At 46.9% G+C, this 17,741-nt stretch carries 17 protein-coding genes and 1 pseudogene; 1 reads left to right on the top strand and 17 read right to left on the bottom strand.

Annotated features, from left to right (window positions below; genetic code table 11):
- Positions 1-2: 2 nt before the first annotated feature.
- From fliF to L696_RS0118220, 12 genes are all read right to left on the bottom strand, one after another.
- The gene (gene fliF, locus L696_RS0118275; protein WP_025684923.1) at positions 3-1,589 is read right to left on the bottom strand and encodes a flagellar basal-body MS-ring/collar protein FliF; all 1,587 of its coding nucleotides are present in this window, start codon (positions 1,587-1,589) and stop codon (positions 3-5) included.
- Between the two features lie 35 nt (positions 1,590-1,624).
- On the bottom strand, positions 1,625-1,939 hold the full coding sequence (gene fliE / locus L696_RS0118270; RefSeq protein WP_025684922.1) for a flagellar hook-basal body complex protein FliE: 315 nt from the start codon (positions 1,937-1,939) through the stop codon (positions 1,625-1,627).
- Positions 1,940-1,978: 39 nt separating this feature from the next.
- The gene (flgC, locus tag L696_RS0118265) at positions 1,979-2,431 is read right to left on the bottom strand and encodes a flagellar basal body rod protein FlgC (RefSeq protein ID WP_025684921.1); all 453 of its coding nucleotides are present in this window, start codon (positions 2,429-2,431) and stop codon (positions 1,979-1,981) included.
- A 6-nt stretch (positions 2,432-2,437) separates the two neighbouring features.
- Positions 2,438-2,845 (bottom strand): flagellar basal body rod protein FlgB, encoded by a 408-nt coding sequence (flgB, locus tag L696_RS0118260; protein WP_025684920.1) that lies wholly within the window; start codon positions 2,843-2,845, stop codon positions 2,438-2,440.
- Positions 2,846-3,253: 408 nt separating this feature from the next.
- Complete coding sequence (gene hslU, locus L696_RS0118255; RefSeq protein WP_014281072.1) at positions 3,254-4,654, bottom strand: ATP-dependent protease ATPase subunit HslU; 1,401 nt, start codon at positions 4,652-4,654, stop codon at positions 3,254-3,256.
- A 36-nt stretch (positions 4,655-4,690) separates the two neighbouring features.
- Positions 4,691-5,233: an ATP-dependent protease subunit HslV gene (gene hslV / locus L696_RS0118250; protein WP_014281071.1), complete on the bottom strand. Its 543-nt coding sequence runs from the start codon at positions 5,231-5,233 to the stop codon at positions 4,691-4,693.
- A gap of 28 nt (positions 5,234-5,261) precedes the next feature.
- Entirely contained in the window at positions 5,262-6,602 is a 1,341-nt protein-coding gene (trmFO, locus tag L696_RS0118245; protein WP_025684919.1) for an FADH(2)-oxidizing methylenetetrahydrofolate--tRNA-(uracil(54)-C(5))-methyltransferase TrmFO, read from the bottom strand.
- A gap of 27 nt (positions 6,603-6,629) precedes the next feature.
- On the bottom strand, positions 6,630-8,732 hold the full coding sequence (topA, locus tag L696_RS0118240; RefSeq protein ID WP_025684918.1) for a type I DNA topoisomerase: 2,103 nt from the start codon (positions 8,730-8,732) through the stop codon (positions 6,630-6,632).
- A gap of 60 nt (positions 8,733-8,792) precedes the next feature.
- Complete coding sequence (gene dprA / locus L696_RS0118235) at positions 8,793-9,911, bottom strand: DNA-processing protein DprA (protein ID WP_025684917.1); 1,119 nt, start codon at positions 9,909-9,911, stop codon at positions 8,793-8,795.
- A 228-nt stretch (positions 9,912-10,139) separates the two neighbouring features.
- Positions 10,140-11,069, bottom strand: coding sequence for a succinate--CoA ligase subunit alpha (gene sucD / locus L696_RS0118230; RefSeq protein ID WP_025684916.1), 930 nt, complete (start codon positions 11,067-11,069; stop codon positions 10,140-10,142).
- Between the two features lie 49 nt (positions 11,070-11,118).
- Positions 11,119-12,279 (bottom strand): ADP-forming succinate--CoA ligase subunit beta, encoded by a 1,161-nt coding sequence (sucC, locus tag L696_RS0118225; RefSeq protein ID WP_025684915.1) that lies wholly within the window; start codon positions 12,277-12,279, stop codon positions 11,119-11,121.
- 332 nt (positions 12,280-12,611) lie between these two features.
- A complete protein-coding gene (locus tag L696_RS0118220; RefSeq protein ID WP_025684914.1) occupies positions 12,612-13,085 on the bottom strand; it encodes a MarR family winged helix-turn-helix transcriptional regulator in 474 nt (157 codons plus the stop codon).
- 147 nt (positions 13,086-13,232) lie between these two features.
- Between L696_RS0118220 and L696_RS0118215 the strand changes: the two genes are divergently transcribed.
- The gene (locus L696_RS0118215) at positions 13,233-13,661 is read left to right on the top strand and encodes an organic hydroperoxide resistance protein (RefSeq protein ID WP_025684913.1); all 429 of its coding nucleotides are present in this window, start codon (positions 13,233-13,235) and stop codon (positions 13,659-13,661) included.
- Positions 13,662-13,925: 264 nt separating this feature from the next.
- Here L696_RS0118215 and L696_RS0118210 read toward each other — a convergent pair whose 3' ends face one another.
- The 5 genes and pseudogenes from L696_RS0118210 to L696_RS28810 all read right to left on the bottom strand — a co-directional run.
- Positions 13,926-15,677: a YifB family Mg chelatase-like AAA ATPase gene (locus L696_RS0118210; protein ID WP_025684912.1), complete on the bottom strand. Its 1,752-nt coding sequence runs from the start codon at positions 15,675-15,677 to the stop codon at positions 13,926-13,928.
- A 150-nt stretch (positions 15,678-15,827) separates the two neighbouring features.
- Positions 15,828-16,379: a nitroreductase family protein gene (locus L696_RS0118205; RefSeq protein WP_025684911.1), complete on the bottom strand. Its 552-nt coding sequence runs from the start codon at positions 16,377-16,379 to the stop codon at positions 15,828-15,830.
- A 153-nt stretch (positions 16,380-16,532) separates the two neighbouring features.
- Positions 16,533-16,916, bottom strand: coding sequence for a YraN family protein (locus tag L696_RS0118200; protein WP_025684910.1), 384 nt, complete (start codon positions 16,914-16,916; stop codon positions 16,533-16,535).
- On the bottom strand, positions 16,916-17,215 hold the full coding sequence (locus tag L696_RS0118195) for an EscU/YscU/HrcU family type III secretion system export apparatus switch protein (RefSeq protein WP_025684909.1): 300 nt from the start codon (positions 17,213-17,215) through the stop codon (positions 16,916-16,918). The genes L696_RS0118200 and L696_RS0118195 overlap by 1 nt, the downstream gene beginning before the upstream one ends.
- A pseudogene (locus tag L696_RS28810) lies at positions 17,212-17,741 on the bottom strand (DNA ligase); the annotation flags it as partial. The gene L696_RS0118195 and the pseudogene L696_RS28810, both read right to left, overlap by 4 nt.

Below are 17,741 nucleotides of genomic sequence, written 5' to 3'. Positions count from 1 at the left end.
CTCTATTCGTCAGCCAGCCATGTACGAAGCAGATTGACGAATTCGTCGGGTTTCTTTTTCGCCAGACTCTCAAGCTGTTTACGCACTTGACTTTCATTTGTCACACTTTCCATGGTAATGGACGGGAACTCCGTCGGAGTTGGCATAAGTTGCAGATCTTCTTCCAGTTCTTCTTCCTGCTGCTTACGACGACCGCGTACAATCAGGAAGATTGCACCTGCCAACAGTGCCAGTACAGCAGCCCCGATGCCCCATACCCAAGGGTTGGAAGCCGAGAAAAACGTGTTGCTGTTCGCTGGCGCCGGTACGGTTTGAGAGAACACTGAAACTTTTTTGGCTAAATCAGCGTCTGTAATAGTAACGCCGGAGTTCGCCAATGAAGCTCTTACGATATTAACCAAGATGTTTTGGATTGCGGCCTGAGTTGCAGCATCCAAAGTTTGCTGCCCCGTTGGTGGTTCAACTGCTACATTAATGGTTAAATCTTTTACAGTGTACGGACTTTGGATAATATCCTTCGCAATTCGGTTAACTTCGTAGTTAATTGTGCTTGAGCTCTTGTCTGAGCTTGTGTTGCCCGAATTGCTTCCTCCAGGGTAACCAGGTACATCCTGCGTTCCTGTGCCTGCGACTCCTCCGGTTTGTCCACTGCTGCCAGTGTAGCTTTCCTGAATTTGCTGGGCGCTGATTTCAATGCCCTTCATTTTCGTTTGATCAACCGGTGTAACCAGTTGTTCTTTCGACGTTACTTTGTCGAAATTTAACTGTGACATAACTAGCACATTCACTTTGTCTTCGCCAACAATTTTCGACAAAAATTGTTGGACATTATTCCTTACATCGCTCTCAAACTTCTTCTGGAGAGCCATGTTTTCCTGAACACCGCTGGAGAGACCTCCCTGGCCGCCCTTGGCCGTTGGAATCAGTTCATACTCCTTATTGGTGATCGTAATGTTTTCTACAGGCAAATTCGGCACAGCCGTTTTTACCAGATTAAAGTATCCGTCGATGGCTTGCTGATTTGGCGTAAAACCAGGTTCGAATTCCATTTGAACCGAAGCAGAAGCTTTGTCCTTTTCTTCAAGTCCGGCAAAAATGTTTTCCTTCGGCATATTAATGACAGCTTTGGAGCTTTGGACACCATCCATCCGTTCCAACAGTTGCTGCACTTCGCCGTTCAATGCGTTATTGTACTTCACATTGAACTCGTTCTCCGTCATGCCAATTGCCGAGGAGGACTGGTCAAAGGTACTCATGCCGATTGAACCCTTCTGAATTAGGCCCTGAGACCCAACATCTACCTTTGCCTTATCCGCGTTTGCGGTTGGGACTGCGATTTGCGTCCCGCCATCATTGAGCTGATACGGTATACCCGCAGAATCGAGATATTTAATGACCCCGGCAGCATCGTTTGCGTTTAAATCCCGGAAAGCCACTTCATACTCGGTTTTGGTAAACTGCATCGTTAGCACTACAATGGCAATGATGATGAATGCCAAGGTCGAAACAAGTAATATCTTTTGTTTTTTGCTGAAATTATTCCAATACCCGGAAATCTTATCCCGATATTGGGCGATTCTCTCGTTCACTCCGTCACCCCATCCGAAACTTTGCTAGACCCTCTTTACATCTGTGTACGCATGATCTCCTGATAGGCTTCAATCGCTTTGTTTCGGACCTGAGTAGTAAGCTGCAGGGAAAGCAGCGCTTGTTGGGATGTGATCATGACCTGATCAACATCAACTTTTCCTGCCATGAACTGGTCGGACATCGTGTGTGTAGCGGCTTCCTGCTGCCCCACTTCATTGAGCGCATCCTTTAGGAACGAACCAAAATCCTTCAAGGATTCGGAAGGTGTTGATTTCGTCAACTCATTGTTAGGTGATTGAATTTGCTGTATTACCGGTGTCTGTACATTAAACATGGCGTTCTGGATCATGTTTTACTCTCCCTATTCTGTAGTTAGTAGTCCTGGAACTTAGCGACCGATTTCAAGTGCCTTGGAAACCATTGCCTTAGATGCATTCAGAGCTGTTACATTGGCTTCGTAAGAGCGTGTTGCGGAAATCATGTCTACCATTTCTTTCATAATGTCTACATTAGGCATATATACATAGCCATCTTTATCAGCATCCGGGTGACCCGGATTGTACACAGGCTTCAAAGGTGACTGATCTTCCTGTATTTGCGAAACCTTGACGCCAGTGGCGCCCGTGCCATTTCCTTCCATTCGAGCCCGCAAAACATCGGCAAACCGAGATTGGTTAGGCTCCAAAACAACCGTTTTTCTTCGATATGGAACCGCTTGTCCATTCTCCACTTTTGCCCGGGTTGTCTCTGCGTTGGCAATGTTGCTCGATATGACATCCATCCGCAACCTTTGGGCCGTAAGAGCAGATGCGCTGATATCAAAGCCGTTGTTAATCTTCACCTGGTCCTATCTCCCTTCTACCGCTGTTCTCATCATTTTGATGCGTTCATTAATTTCTTGGATGTAGGTATTATATCTCAGTTGGTTCTCAGCCATAAGGCTCATTTCTCTGTCGATATCCACGTTATTCATATTGTTGTTCATGACAGAATACCCATCTTTGGTAACCACAGCATCTGGAATGGAGTTCGCAGGTCCTATTTGAAAATGTTTCGCATTGGTTACTTTTCCACGTAATGGTGTCACGTCGCCACCCATTTGCTGCTGAAGCAATTCTTCAAATGAAACCTCTGAACGCTTAAAATACGGGGTATCGTCATTGGAAATGTTGTCAGCGATCACACGTTGTCTCGTATTCGCCGCCTGTACACCTGCCTGAAGCTTTTGAAAGCTCATATCACCCAGCAGATTCATTTAGCTCCTCCCTTCCAGCGTCTACTCCAAAGTAAGATTCAATAAAACAAGATTTTTCACTTTTTTTCGACAATTAAATTTCATAATTATACATTTCTCTTAGGTCTTAAGTAGAAAATAATTGCTTTGCGTCATATATTCTAAGTTTCGTAGAGTTGGGACCTAATTACAATAAGAAAAAAGCCCTATCTTTTTTAAAAAAGAGGGCTTTCGATGCATAAAATGTTAAATTTTTCAGGTTTTTTTCAATAAAACGGACGTTTTCTTAGCACTTTGCGCCTGTAAAAGATTATACGTCCTACTTTTGGAATAGACAGACAAATCATCAAAGGGACGTTCATCTAGGTCTATATGACGGTGCAAGATAGTGTTATTCTAGACAACGCATCCTATTTTAAAAGCTCCCACTCATAAAATATACTGACTAAGGTCCCTGTTTTGGGCAATATCACCCAGCTTCTCCCGAACATATTCCGGGGTAATGATCATGCGGTCCAAAGTAAGCTCCGGAGCCTCGAAGGACAAATCCTCCAGCAACTTCTCCAAAATGGTATGCAAGCGGCGCGCACCGATGTTTTCCGTGTTCCGGTTGACAGACTCGGCAATGCTGGCAATTTCACGGATAGCTTCCGCCGAAAATTCCACTTCAATCTCTTCGGTACGGAGCAAATCCGTGTATTGCTTGGTCAGCGCATTTTTGGGCTCTGTCAAAATGGATACAAATTCATCCAATGTGAGACTGCTAAGTTCGACACGGATCGGGAAACGCCCCTGTAGTTCGGGAATCAGATCAGAAGGCTTAGCAACATGAAAAGCCCCAGCGGCGATAAACAGAATATAATCTGTCCTTACCGGGCCGTATTTAGTCATAATGGTAGAACCCTCGACAATAGGCAAAATATCGCGCTGGACACCTTCTCTAGACACATCAGGACCACTGCCCTTGCCTTGGCTGGCAATCTTGTCGATTTCATCAATAAAAATAATACCGGATTGTTCGGCACGCTTCACGGACTCCTGAATGACATCATCCATGTCGATCAGCTTGGCAGCCTCATCCTGAATTAGCACCTTACGGGCTTCCTTCACCGGCAGTTTGCGCTTTTTGGTCCGCTTTGGCAGAAAACTTCCGAACATTTCCTGCATGTTCATGCCCATTTGCTCATTTCCCTGCCCAGCAAACATATCCAGCATATTGGGTGCGGTGTCCTCCACATCAATCTCAATCACTTCATCCTCAAGCTTGCCGGACAACAGATCGAATTTAGCCTTACGCCGTTTCTCTGCCAAGGATGTGTCCTGTTGTGGGGGTTCTTCCTCTACCGAATTCCCGGTGTTATTGCCAAACAGCATTTCAAAAGGGTTACGTTGGGATTTATTTGATTTCTCAGCAGGTACAAGAATACTAACAATCCGTTCATTCGCCATGTCCTCGGCTTTGTCCTTCACATTCTCTGTCCGCTCCGCTTTAACGATGCGAATCGAGGTTTCCATCAAGTCACGCACCATGGATTCCACATCCCGGCCGACATAACCCACTTCTGTAAATTTAGTCGCCTCTACCTTAACAAAAGGAGCTCCCACGAGCCGGGCCAGTCTGCGTGCAATTTCGGTTTTACCCACGCCCGTCGGACCGATCATCAAAATATTTTTGGGCACAATTTCATCCCGGATATCGTCCGGCAGCTTGCTGCGCCGATAACGGTTGCGCAAGGCAACGGCAACGGATTTTTTAGCCTGCTTCTGTCCGACAATATATTTATCCAGCTCGGATACAACTTGTCTGGGCGTCAACGATTGATTATTCATTTTGCACTCCTCCACCCTTGAATACTCAGAGCCGATTTACAGTTCTTCCACGATAATCTGATTGTTCGTATACACGCATATCTCCGAGGCAACCTCCAGCGCTTCCCGGGCCATATCCTTTGCCTCCATGCCGGAGCCATGACGCTTGAATGCGCGCGCCGCCGCCAATGCAAAATTACCGCCTGAGCCGATCGCAAGCACATCATCGTCCGGCTCGATAATTTCACCGCCCCCGGAAATGAGTAGCATTCCGGATTGATCCATAACAATCATCAAAGCCTCCAGCTTACGCAGGATACGGTCCTGCCGCCAGTCCTTAGCCAGTTCCACCGCGGCCCGCTGAAGATTACCGTGATGCTCCTCCAGCTTGTTTTCAAACTTTTCAAACAATGTGATGGCATCCGCCACTGAACCGGCAAAACCTGCGACCACCTGACCACGGTATAATCTGCGTACTTTTTTCGCCGTCTGCTTCATGACGACACTGTTACCGAACGTTACCTGACCATCACCGGCAATAGCTCCCTTGCCATTGTGGCGTACAGCACAGATGGTGGTAGCATGAAAGGACATATCCATAACGCGCTCCTCCTTTTTTCCTTCATCCTTATGACTGTACTTCGGCTGGCATAACTTCCGCTTCGTTAATATAACCACGCAAGCTTTCCAACGCACGGTTAGCAAGCGCTTCGTTCTTTTCCTTCTTGTTGCGGATACGCGTCTCCAGCTTTGGCAGCAGACCAAAGTTCGCATTCATCGGCTGAAAATGCTTGAAATCTGCGGTTGTGATGTAACGGGCCATGCTGCCCAGTGTCGTTTCCGCAGGAAATACAAGCATTTCTTGTCCACGCGCCGCACGCGCTGCATTCATCCCCGCCAGCAAACCCGAGGCCGCAGATTCTACGTACCCCTCCACTCCAGTCATTTGCCCGGCAAAAAACAAATTACTTCTGCCTTTGAACTGATAGGTCGGATGAAGCTGCTGTGGGGAATTAATAAAGGTGTTACGATGCATCACACCATAACGTACAAACTCTGCATTTTCTAGGCCCGGTATCATGGATAATACGCGCTTTTGCTCTCCCCATTTCAGATGAGTCTGGAAGCCAACCAGGTTGTACAGTGTACCCGCCGCATTATCCTGACGAAGTTGCACAACGGCATATGGCAGCTCTCCTGTATGTGGGTTCACGAGACCGACTGGTTTCATCGGCCCAAACAATGCCGTCTGCTTACCGCGCTGCATCATCACTTCAATGGGCATGCAGCCTTCGAAATAAATTTCTTTTTCGAATTCCTTAACTTGTGCCACCTCAGCCGTAATCAGCGCCTCATAAAAAGCGTCAAATTCCGCTTCGTTCATTGGACAGTTCAAGTAGGCTGCTTCTCCCTTATCATAGCGGGAAGCCAGATAAACCTTGCTCATGTCGATAGAGTCCTTCTCCACAATCGGGGCCGCCGCATCGTAAAAGTAAAAATACTCTTCTCCCATCAGCGATTTAATCTGTTCCGACAAAGCCGGAGAAGTTAAAGGCCCGGTAGCAATGACCACAATCCCATCCTGTGGAATTTCCTGAAGCTCCTCATTGACAACCTCAATAAGCGGATGTTGATGAAGAGTATCTGTAATATGACCGGAAAATCCATCACGATCCACTGCCAGCGCACCACCAGCCGGAACAGCATGACGATCTGCGGCATTCAAAATCAAGGAGTTCAATATTCTCATTTCTTCCTTCAGCACACCTACCGCGTTAGTCAAGCCGTTAGCCCGTAAAGAATTGCTGCACACCAGCTCGGCAAATTTATCTGTATGATGCGCCGGTGTTTTAACAACCGGTCTCATTTCATATAACTTGACAGGCACACCACGGCTTGCAATCTGCCAGGCAGCTTCGCTGCCCGCCAAACCTGCTCCGATGACCGTTACCTTTTGTAGTTCACTCACGTTTAAATCCCCCTGCTATTGTTGTTCTTATGAAGACTCTACACCCTCGTCGCTATCTTCCAGCATTTCACTGTGATCGCAGACGGTACAGTTGAGCTTCGTTCCTTGTTTGGTACGTTTTTCGACCATTAGGCCACCACAGCTTGGACAAGGCTTAATGGACGGTTTATCCCAGGATACAAAATCGCATTCTGGATAACGGTCACATCCATAAAAGATACGTCCTTTTTTACTCCGCCGTTCCACAACATGGCCCTCACCACATGTAGGACAATTTATTCCGATATCCTTGACAATCGGCTTCGTATTACGGCAATCCGGGAATGCCGAGCAGGCCAGAAATTTACCAAAGCGGCCAAGCTTATACACCATCGGGCTGCCACATTTGTCACAAATGACATCGGATTCTTCATCCTTTATCTCAATTTCCTTCATTTCTTCCTCTGCCACTTCCAGACGCTTCTCAAACGACTCGTAAAAATCACTCAAGACCTTGACCCAGTCTCCTTCGCCTTCTTCTACGTGGTCAAGATCACCTTCCATATTAGCCGTAAATTCCACGTTCAGAATTTCAGGAAAGAATTCCTCCATCTGCTCGATGACCAGTTCTCCCAGCTCTGTAGGAAAGAACTTCTTCTCTTCAATGGCGACATAGCCACGCTTCTGAATAGTTTCCAGTGTCGGTGCATACGTACTCGGACGTCCGATACCCAGTTCTTCCAGTGTTTTCACCAGTCGTGCCTCTGTATAACGGGGAGGCGGTTGCGTGAAATGCTGCTTCGGCTCAACCGATTCCTTTTTCAGCTTGTCGCCCGGTTTAAGCGGCGGCAGCAGCCTATCTTCTTCAGTTTTGCCATCGTCATTCCCCTCCACATACACTTTCATGAAGCCTGGAAAACGAACCTTCGAGCCGGCTGCCCGGAATATAGTCTCACCCGCTTCAATATCAACGGACAAGGTATCCATAATAGCGGAAGCCATCTGGCTGGCCATAAAACGCTCCCATACCAGTTTGTACAAACGGAACTGATCCCGGCTCATAAACGGCTTAACCGTTTCCGGGTCACGCAACGCGGAGGTTGGACGAATCGCTTCATGCGCATCCTGGGCATTGGCCGCTTTTTTGGAATATTGACGAGGACTTTCAGGTACAAAAGCTTCGCCATATTTCTGAATAATGAATTCCTTCGCTTCCTCTTGGGCCGAAACGGCTATTCGTGTGGAATCCGTACGCATATACGTAATCAGACCCACGGTTCCTTCTTTGCCCAAGTCCACACCCTCATACAACTGCTGGGCCACGGACATCGTTTTGGATGCACGGAAGTTGAGCTTCCGAGCCGCCTCTTGCTGCAAGGAACTAGTCGTGAATGGTGGAGAAGGATTGCGCAAACGCTCTTTCTCTTTCACATCACGAACCTTGTAAGCCGACTTGCCGATAGCCTCCAGCACTTCTTGTACATCCGCTTCGCTGGAGAGCTCTTTCTTTTCGCCACGAAGCTGATGGAATTTCGCCTCAAAGGTACTGTCCTTAATCGCCAGTTTAGCTGTGATCGTCCAATACTCTTCCGGTACAAACTCATTAATCTCGTTTTCCCGGTCCAGGATAATTTTCACGGCAACCGACTGCACGCGCCCTGCGGACAAGCCCTTCTTTACCTTTTTCCAAAGCAATGGACTGATTTTGTAGCCGACAAGCCGATCAAGGATCCGCCGTGCCTGTTGGGCATTGACTAAATCCATATTGATTTTGCGTGGTGTTTTAAAAGCATCCTTGACGGCCTGCTTTGTGATCTCATTAAATACAACGCGGCAGTCTGCTGTATCGTCCAGATCCAGCGCATGCGCCAAATGCCAAGCGATAGCTTCACCTTCGCGATCCGGGTCAGCCGCCAGATATACTTTTTTTACTTTTTTTCTGGCATCCTTTAATTCTTTCAAAATCGAGCCTTTACCTCGAATGGTAATGTATTTGGGATTAAAATCATTTTCGACCTCTACGCCGATCTGACTCTTTGGCAAATCCCTGATATGACCCATGGAAGCCTTGACGATATATTTACTGCCCAAGTATTTGCCGATCGTCTTCGCCTTGGAAGGCGATTCCACGATGACGAGTGAATCCGCCATAGGCTCTTCCTCCTCTCATTTACGTACAATTACTACATTAAGGATTTGCAAAATCAACTATTAAATAAGTTTGTATTTTGTACCCGCAAGCTGGGCGATCCTTTTTTTTATGATTAACGATAACAGAACTGAGTGTAAAAGTCCAAAATCCCATGCAGTTGCTTCAAGCAGTTCATCCAGTGTCATGGTTCCTTGCTCCAGTAAAAGCATGACACGCTTTTCCTCGGGTGTCTCACTCGCTGGTGCTTTGGAGACCCCATTCACATCCAGACTCTGCTCTCTATTGTATGAAGAAACATCCCTTATGCGCAAATCGGCCACGTACTCCTCTACAATATCCGAAGCTTCGGTGACCGTTTTAGCGCCTTGCTTAATCAGGCTTAACGTACCTCTACTCTTCGGTGATGTAATTGGCCCCGGAACGGCGAACACATCTCGATCCGCCTCTAACGCAGCATCGGCTGTAATTAGGGAACCACTTCTTACATCTGCTTCCACGACAACGGTTCCCCGTGTCAGACCGGCAATGATCCGGTTACGCTGCGGAAACATTCCCGGATGCGATCTGGTGCCTGGTGGATATTCCGATACAATCAAGCCTTTGCTCGCCATCTCTGCAAATAAAGATGCATTTTGGGACGGGTAAATTTGATCAATCGCCGTTCCAAGCACCCCAATCGTATTGCCTCCCCGGCGCAGAGCAGCTTCGTGGCAAATACTATCGATCCCTCTCGCCAATCCACTGACCACCGTAATGCCCGCATCACACAATCCCTCTGTCAGCATTTCGGCCGCTCTGCGTCCATAAGCCGTAGGAATGCGGGTCCCCACCATAGCTACAGAGCATGTATGCAAAAGTGAATTGTCCCCTTTCGTATACAATACCCAAGGCGCGTCAACTGTTTCCTTCATTAATAGGGGATAATCTTCATCCACATAAGTAATCACTTCGATATCGCCGGATCGAACCCGCTGATATCTTTCATGTACCCAATCTTCATCGTAACGCTGCACCGCTATGCGGGCCTGAGCGGGACTTAATCCTATCTCAATCCATTTCTGCTCGCTAAAATGCAGCAGTTCATGCAGTCGGTAGTCACTCGACCAAATACGCTGAATTGTTCTTCTACCGATCCCCTCTAATTCATGCAAACCCAGCAAAAGCCATCTTTCTTCCAAACTGTGGTTCCTCCGTTCACGGGAAGAGTGAACCCTCCCTTATTTTGTGGTACAACGTATCATTTTGCAAGCGTTTCCCTGATAAGCCTGTCCCAACGCAAAAAAAAGCAACCTTTTCATCCCCTGTTAAGAAGACAAAAAGGTTGCTTACCTTTCTTTCATTATACACTAGCAGGCGGCAAATTTCGATGCCATTTTACAGCTTGTATATTAATGAAGAAACACGATTTAATGTGTCGTACACAAATTCAAAATACCACGTGCTTCCAGCACACTGACCAGCGTCGAGCCCATCTCGGAAGGAGTCGGTGCCACCTTGATACCACAGGCTTCAAGCGTAGCGATTTTCTCCTTGGCCGTTCCTTTTCCGCCGGAAATGATGGCACCTGCATGCCCCATCCGTTTGCCCGGAGGCGCAGTCACACCGCCGATAAAACCGACCACCGGTTTCGTCATATTGTCTCGAATCCACTCGGCAGCTTCCTCCTCGGCTGTACCGCCGATTTCTCCGATCAGAATGACAGCATGCGTGTTAGGATCTTCATTGAAGCGCTGCAAAATATCAATAAATTCCGAGCCCTTAACCGGATCACCGCCGATACCAACCGCGGAGGATTGTCCGATGCCCCGGGTAGTTAGCTGATGCACCGCTTCATAGGTCAGCGTTCCGCTACGTGACACAACACCTACATGACCCGGTAGATGAATGTAACCCGGCATGATGCCAATTTTGCACTCTCCCGGTGTAATTACGCCCGGACAGTTAGGGCCGATCAGAACGGTCTTTTTACCTTCCATAAAGCGTTTGACCTTGATCATATCAAGCACCGGAATACCCTCGGTTATACAAATGACGAGGTCTAATTCTGCATCTACAGCCTCCAAAATGGAATCCGCAGCAAAAGCAGGCGGCACATAAATAACACTCGCTGTCGCTCCTGTAGCAGCCTTCGCTTCGCTCACCGTATTAAACACGGGCAACTTGACCTGTTGTCCGTTCTCCAGCGTAATTTCCACCTCAGTGCCGCCCTTGCCTGGAGAGGTGCCTCCTACCATCTGTGTGCCATAATCAAGCGCACCCTTGGCGTGGAATAACGCCGTTTTTCCCGTAATCCCCTGTGTAATCACCTTTGTATGCTTATCGACCAAAATACTCACGATCTTCACATCCCCTATCGTTTATTCGGCATATCGGAATGCAAACAGGCTATTGAACAAGTTCGACGATTTTCTGGGCACCGTCCGCCATGGAATCAGCCGCCACGATATTCAAACCGGATTCCGCCAAAATCTGTTTACCCAACTCGACATTCGTGCCTTCGAGACGGACAACAAGCGGACGGGTCAGCCCCAATTGCTTGGCAGCCTCCACCACACCGTTCGCAATGATGTCGCACTGCATAATTCCGCCGAAAATGTTCACAAAAATGCCTTCTACCTTCGAATCGGACAAAATGATTTTGAACGCTTCGGTTACCTTTTCCGTCGTCGCACCGCCCCCTACGTCCAGGAAGTTGGCCGGATCGCCGCCGTAATATTTGATAATGTCCATCGTCGCCATGGCAAGACCTGCGCCGTTGACCATACACCCAATATTTCCGTCCAATGCGATGTAGCTCAGATCGTATTTGGAAGCTTCTATTTCTTTCTCGTCCTCTTCGTCCAAATCACGCAGCTCCAAAATATCCTTGTGGCGGAATAACGCATTCGAGTCGAAATTCAGTTTGGCGTCCAGCGCCAGCACATTCCCGTCACCTGTAACGACCAGCGGATTGATCTCTGCAATCGAACAATCCTTGTCCACAAAAGCTTCATAGAGCGCCTGCATGAACTTAACCGCCTTGTTCACCAGTTCATTGGGGATGTTAATGTCATAAGCCAGCTTACGAGCCTGATATACCTGAAGCCCAATTGCCGGATCAACAACCGCTTTGAAAATTTTCTCCGGAGTAGCCGCAGCTACCTCTTCGATTTCCGTGCCGCCTTCTTCCGAGGCCATGATCACGACACGTCCGGTCGCACGATCCACAACAACACCGACGTAATACTCTTTACGAATATCGCAGCCTTCCTCTACCAAAAGGCGTTTAACCTCTTTGCCTTCAGGCCCGGTCTGATGTGTCACCAGCACCTTACCTAAAATTTCAGAAGCATAGGTACGCACTTCATCCAAGCTTTTGGCCACCTTCACACCGCCCGCTTTACCACGTCCACCGGCATGAATTTGCGCCTTTACCACCGTAACAGCGCTTCCAAGCGATTCTGCTGCAGCAACGGCTTCCTCCACCGTATAGGCAACCTTACCGTTCGGTACAGCCACTCCGTACTGCTTCAATACTTCTTTACCCTGATATTCATGGATATTCATTCTGGAATCCTCCTATCAACATGACTGCAACAAGGGCGGTTCACAAGGAAATCTATACTAAACCTACATCATTGTAACATGTTTTTAAAACGCTTTCCTTATAATTTAACGTTATGAATTACAGTATTTTGATATCATTATCATTCCCAAAATCGAATGCTTGGATATTAATGGATATTTATTTTGATAGCATACAAACAAAAAAGCACCTCTTCAAGTTCGGGATTTATTAAATCCGTATGAGAGGTACTTCAGTTCATTCGAGCATTCCTTCATTCAGTTGCAGGCGGCTACATAACAATAAGATTCTTAAAAGTAACCGCAAATGTCTATTATGATTTTTCAACCTGTACATTCGCTTTGTGAACTCGATCCAGCAGATCATTGAACTGAAACAGGAGCGAGCCAAATTGATCGTGGGTCATGCTTGTTTTTTCTTGAATACATTCCGGTATAGATAGCGCTTTTTCCCGCAATACACTCCCTTCCGGAGTCAAGGAAATCAGCACCTTACGCTCATCCTGAGTCGAACGCTTCCGGTTAATAAGTCCGGCATTCTGCAATCTTTTCAATAACGGGGTCAGTGTGCCTGAGTCCAGATACAACGCCTCGCCTAATTCCTTCACCGTACATTCCTCGCGCTCCCACAGCACAATGAGCACCAAATACTGTGAGTATGTCACACCGAGCTTTTCCAGATAAGGCTGGTAAAGCTTCGTAATCTCTCTGGAGCACGCATATATAGCAAAGCATAACTGATTATCAAGTTTTAATACTGCACCTTCATTATGATTGTTGTTGTCCATGCTGTCAGATCACCCGCTTTCGTCATTATCTTAGCACATTATACAATAAAAAACATGCTAATTGCACAAAACACTTTACAAACAATAATTATTTTGATAAATTAAATTGTGTAAAATATAAATTGAGCGAGAGGCAGTGATTGAATTATGATGACCATTCAACAAAAAATGTATGAAACAACAGTAAAAACAGTTGGAGGACGTAGTGGTTATGTAGAGTCTTCTTCCCCTGAACTTCGTTTAAATATTGATACACCCAAAGAAATGGGCGGTGCAGGTGGCGCGGGTACGAATCCGGAGCAATTGTTTGCAGCAGGCTATTCAGCGTGTTTTGACAGTGCTTTGAATATGGTTGCCCGCATGCAGCATATTAAACATGAAGGTACCGAAGTAACAGCAACGGTCAATTTCGGTAAAGTTGAAGACGGTGGCTTCGGAATCGGAGTGAACCTCGATATTCTGGTGAAAGGCGTTGACGCTGAAACAGCGGTAAAATTGGCAGAAGGCGCACATGAACAGTGTCCTTACTCCCGCGCTACCCGCGGTAATATCGAAGTGAAACTGAACGTGCTCTAATCCGAATTATATAAAAAATCCTCCGAGTTGTTTCTGGTCCGGAGGATTTGTATACTTTCAGCTACACCTTCACAACAAAGGATTGACAGCTGGTTTTTTTTCCATCAAGTAACATGGCAGATGATGCATAATCGTATATACGAAATTGATATACTTATTGTATAATCACATTGTCATAATCTTTTTTCTTCTCCAGAACTTTGCGTCTGGAGCTTTTTTTGTCTTACATAAAAAATATGGACATATCGTTATTCCTATGCTGTTTTATTCTTCTAAAAAACTGGCATGTGCTCTGTCCATATTCCGATATTGAATGGCTTCAGCTACATGCGACACGGTGATCTGCTCTGATTGACTCAAGTCTGCAATAGTACGTGACAGTTTGAGAATTCGATCATACGCACGCATGCTTAAACCGAGCGCATCCATCGTCTGATCAAGTAGCTCTGCCGCATTGCGTTCTAATACCGCATATTTCCGGAGCATTTGACCGGATAGTTCGCTATTCCATGAAAAAGGGAGCTTGCTGTACCTATCGATTTGTATGGCTTGAGCAGTTAGTACCTGTCTTCGCATTTCAGCGGACGACAGCGACTCCTTTTCCTCACGCCAGTCCTTCGGTTGTGATACCTCAAGCTGAAGATCGATCCGGTCCAGTAATGGACCAGAAATACGCGAACGATAGCGAGCTACCGCAGAAGGTGAACAGGTACAACGCTGATGTTGCGTATCACTTCCGAAAAAGCCGCAGTGACACGGGTTCATAGAAGCTGCAAGTAAAAAATGTGCAGGATACTTAAAAACTGCACGTGAACGGCTAATTGTCACATTGCGATCTTCCAATGGCTGGCGCAGCACCTCTAGCACATGACGACTAAACTCAGGCAACTCATCCAGAAATAAAATCCCCCGATGTGCAAGACTAATTTCTCCCGGCTTGGGAATCCCGCCTCCTCCCACCAGTCCAGCAGCAGAAATCGTATGATGAGGTGAACGGAAGGGGCGAATGTTCATCAAATGAGGCGATGACTCCTTCCACTTTCCAGCGGCGCTGTATATTTTGGTAACCTCCAGTGCTTCTTTTTCGGTCAAGGGCGGCAGAATGGATGGCAGCCTGCGGATTAGCATCGTTTTTCCGGCACCAGGCGGCCCAATAAGGATGATATTGTGCATTCCGGCAGCAGCAATAACTAGCGCTCGTTTGGCGTGTAGCTGACCTAATACATCGCTGTAATCCTCCATAACGTCAATTATCCCTTTGACCTCACGTATCGGTATCTGATCTGCCGGAAGCAAATGCTCATAAGAATGGATAATGATCTGCTGTCTAGCAGTAATACGCTTGCCTCGGTCATGATTTTCAACTTGATTCGAGACTGGGTTAGGGGCTGGATCAATAGCTTGCTTAATGACTTGGTTAGTGACTTGGTTAGTACCCTCGTTATCAATTGGATCAGGTAGGTAGTTAGAATTCCGATCTTTTGATTGGCCTTCAATAACGTATTGTGTGTGACCTTTTTCTGGAATGAGATCCATCAGATGACGAACAGCGTAAATACGTATACCCGTGATCAGGCGTGCTTCCCCTGCATTTTCCTCAGGAAGCAGCACCGAATGAAATCCTTCTCGCTTGGCCAAATCAACCATAGACAATACCCCGTTCACGGGGCGAATACTGCCGTCCAACGCTAGTTCACCGATAAATAACGTCCGTTCCCCCGTAGGTAAAACGACTTGTCCGCTGGTTGTCAGCAGTCCCAAAGCGATAGCAAAGTCAAAGGATGAGCCTTCCTTACGTAAATCAGCAGGAGCCAAATTTATGGTTACACGCTGGGACGGATATTTGAAACCGCAGTTTTTGATCGCTGCTCTTACGCGCTCCACGGCTTCTCGAATGGCCGAATCCGGCAATCCGATAATCGCAGTTTGAGGCAACCCATTCGACAAATCCGTCTCCACCTCAATCAGAACACCGTCTATTCCATAAAGACAAGCTCCATGTAATTTTCCATACATAACAAAAAAACACCTCTCCTCATACTGAAATGTCTCCCCCTAGGAGCATTGCATATATGAAAAAAGGTGCTTCCAAATTTTCATCTGTTGCAAATATAATGTTACATCTTTAATTTCCAAACTGTCTAATTAAGGTTATTCGACAAAAGATTATTTGTCAAACAGGGTCAGCTTATCCGCTGCTGGAATACGTGGTCTTGGCTCTGGAATGACTTCAGGATAACCTACATACACCATGCCGATGATCTTCTCACCAGGCTGAATTCCCAAATGTTTGCGGAATTTCGGTGAATAAAGAAAAGGCTTTGTGACCCAAAACGTTCCGATTCCTTTACTCCATGCGGCAAGCATAAAGTTTTGTACAAGGGCACTAACCGCTGCAAAATCCTCATCCCAAACTGCCTGACGAGGGTCTTCCTCCAACACAACTAAAAGCTGAATCGGATTGTGTAAAATGCCGCTTTCGAATTTGTTATCCTTGCCAATATCAGCTTCAATAGCTTTAGCGAGCTTTTTCCGTCCGTCGCCAGCAAATAAGAGAAAACGCCATGGCTCACGCATTTTATGATTGGGAGCCCATACAGCAACGTCCAGCAGTTCTTTAATGGTATCTACTGGAATGGGGTCGGATTTGAACCGTTTAATGGTCCGTCGTTCCTGAATTACATCTATGACATGTTCACTAAAGGTATGCTCTGTCACGTATATCCTCCTTCGTAGGAATAGCTCGTGGATGTTCACTATAACTACAAATCAAAATGATAACCATTCTCAACAAATATACCTTTAGCATTCCTTCCTGTCAACCTGTGCATATGAAATTCGAAATGAACCTTCAAAAAATTTATCGCTCTTTTAGAATGCCTCGATTATATGGTCCGTGACGACCGCGGTTTCGTCAATCAATCGTACAGAGATCATATCAAAACGGATTGAAACATCCTCAATCCCGTTCATATGCAAATAAACAGCGGCTGTCTGGCGAACTTGGGTTATTTTACGTGCAGTGATTGATTCTGCGGGCGTTCCATAATTGGAGCTACTTAGGCTGCGTACTTCAATAAACACGAGAATATCATGCTGCACGGCAATCAGATCCATTTCTCCGCTACGACATCGCCAGTTACGCTCTATGATACGATAACCCAGATTTTCCAAAAACGATGCCGCTGCCTGTTCACCCAAAGCTCCTTTGGCTTTTCGTTGATCCTTGCCTCCGGTCCCCATGTCGTTCCTCATCAGGTGTCATCCCTTGGAGCAAGCTTATCCATTTGATATATATAGGTGAGCACTTCTGCTACCAATTGATATAGCTCAGCAGGAATTTGTTCATCCAAGTCAAGCTTGGACAATACCTCAACTAGTGCGGCATCCTCTTGAACGGGAACACCATGCTCTTTGGCTTTTTCCAAAATGCTATCTGCAATACGACCACTGCCTTTGGCAACGACGATAGGGGCTTCGCTCTCACCGGGCGTATATTTAAGGGCGACAGCCTTCTTCCTGGAAGGAGAAGGAGCCTTCAACGGCTCTTTCATATTTTAAGATCGACTCCTTTATACGGCTGAGGCACATAGCATTGTACCTCCGCAGAGACCAGACCTTTGCTCTCCTGTCCAGTCCTTACCGGCATCGGTTCGGTACGCAGCGATAAAAGCTGATAGCCTAGCGATTCTAGCGCCGTATGAATGGATTCACGCCCGCTGGTCAACAGCGAAGCAGCCCAATCCTGATCGTTATGGAGCTTGAGGCTCACAATCCGGTCCACGACTTGCACATCCACCAATGTCGGCCCGAGCGCCTTCATGTCCAAATCAAACCAAAGCCGGCAGTTGGATGCATCCAGCTCCCCGCGTTTACCGCGTCGAGACTGAATCTGGATCGTAGCTGTTTCACGACCATCCGGTCCGACAAACGGAATAAACATGTGTACCTGTGCAAAAGGAGCCGTCCGGTCCGTATTCAGCAGCAACTGCTGACCCGTCAGGTGCTGCACGACCTGCTGCGCCGCCTCTTTCAGGGCAGGCGGCAGGTCGTCGCTGCTCATCAACTGGAGCAGCGCTC

The sequence above is a fragment of the Paenibacillus maysiensis genome (assembly GCF_000520815.1).
GTDB classification, from domain to species: domain Bacteria; phylum Bacillota; class Bacilli; order Paenibacillales; family Paenibacillaceae; genus Paenibacillus; species Paenibacillus maysiensis.
The sequence above is the reverse complement of the archived record's forward strand: the minus strand, read 5'-3'. Positions and strand labels throughout refer to the sequence as shown.

Excerpts from the sequence above, each read along its gene's own strand:
- L696_RS0118215 (WP_025684913.1), top strand. The coding sequence starts at position 13,233 with ATGATGACCATTCAACAAAAAATGTATGAAACAACAGTAAAAACAGTT.
- flgB (WP_025684920.1), bottom strand. The coding sequence starts at position 2,845 with ATGAATCTGCTGGGTGATATGAGCTTTCAAAAGCTTCAGGCAGGTGTA.
- hslU (WP_014281072.1), bottom strand. The coding sequence starts at position 4,654 with ATGAATAATCAATCGTTGACGCCCAGACAAGTTGTATCCGAGCTGGAT.
- topA (WP_025684918.1), bottom strand. The coding sequence starts at position 8,732 with ATGGCGGATTCACTCGTCATCGTGGAATCGCCTTCCAAGGCGAAGACG.
- hslV (WP_014281071.1), bottom strand. The coding sequence starts at position 5,233 with ATGGATATGTCCTTTCATGCTACCACCATCTGTGCTGTACGCCACAAT.
- sucC (WP_025684915.1), bottom strand. The coding sequence starts at position 12,279 with ATGAATATCCATGAATATCAGGGTAAAGAAGTATTGAAGCAGTACGGA.
- L696_RS0118195 (WP_025684909.1), bottom strand. The coding sequence starts at position 17,215 with ATGAAAGAGCCGTTGAAGGCTCCTTCTCCTTCCAGGAAGAAGGCTGTC.
- fliE (WP_025684922.1), bottom strand. The coding sequence starts at position 1,939 with ATGATCCAGAACGCCATGTTTAATGTACAGACACCGGTAATACAGCAA.
- L696_RS0118200 (WP_025684910.1), bottom strand. The coding sequence starts at position 16,916 with ATGAGGAACGACATGGGGACCGGAGGCAAGGATCAACGAAAAGCCAAA.
- L696_RS0118220 (WP_025684914.1), bottom strand. The coding sequence starts at position 13,085 with ATGGACAACAACAATCATAATGAAGGTGCAGTATTAAAACTTGATAAT.
- L696_RS0118210 (WP_025684912.1), bottom strand. The coding sequence starts at position 15,677 with ATGTATGGAAAATTACATGGAGCTTGTCTTTATGGAATAGACGGTGTT.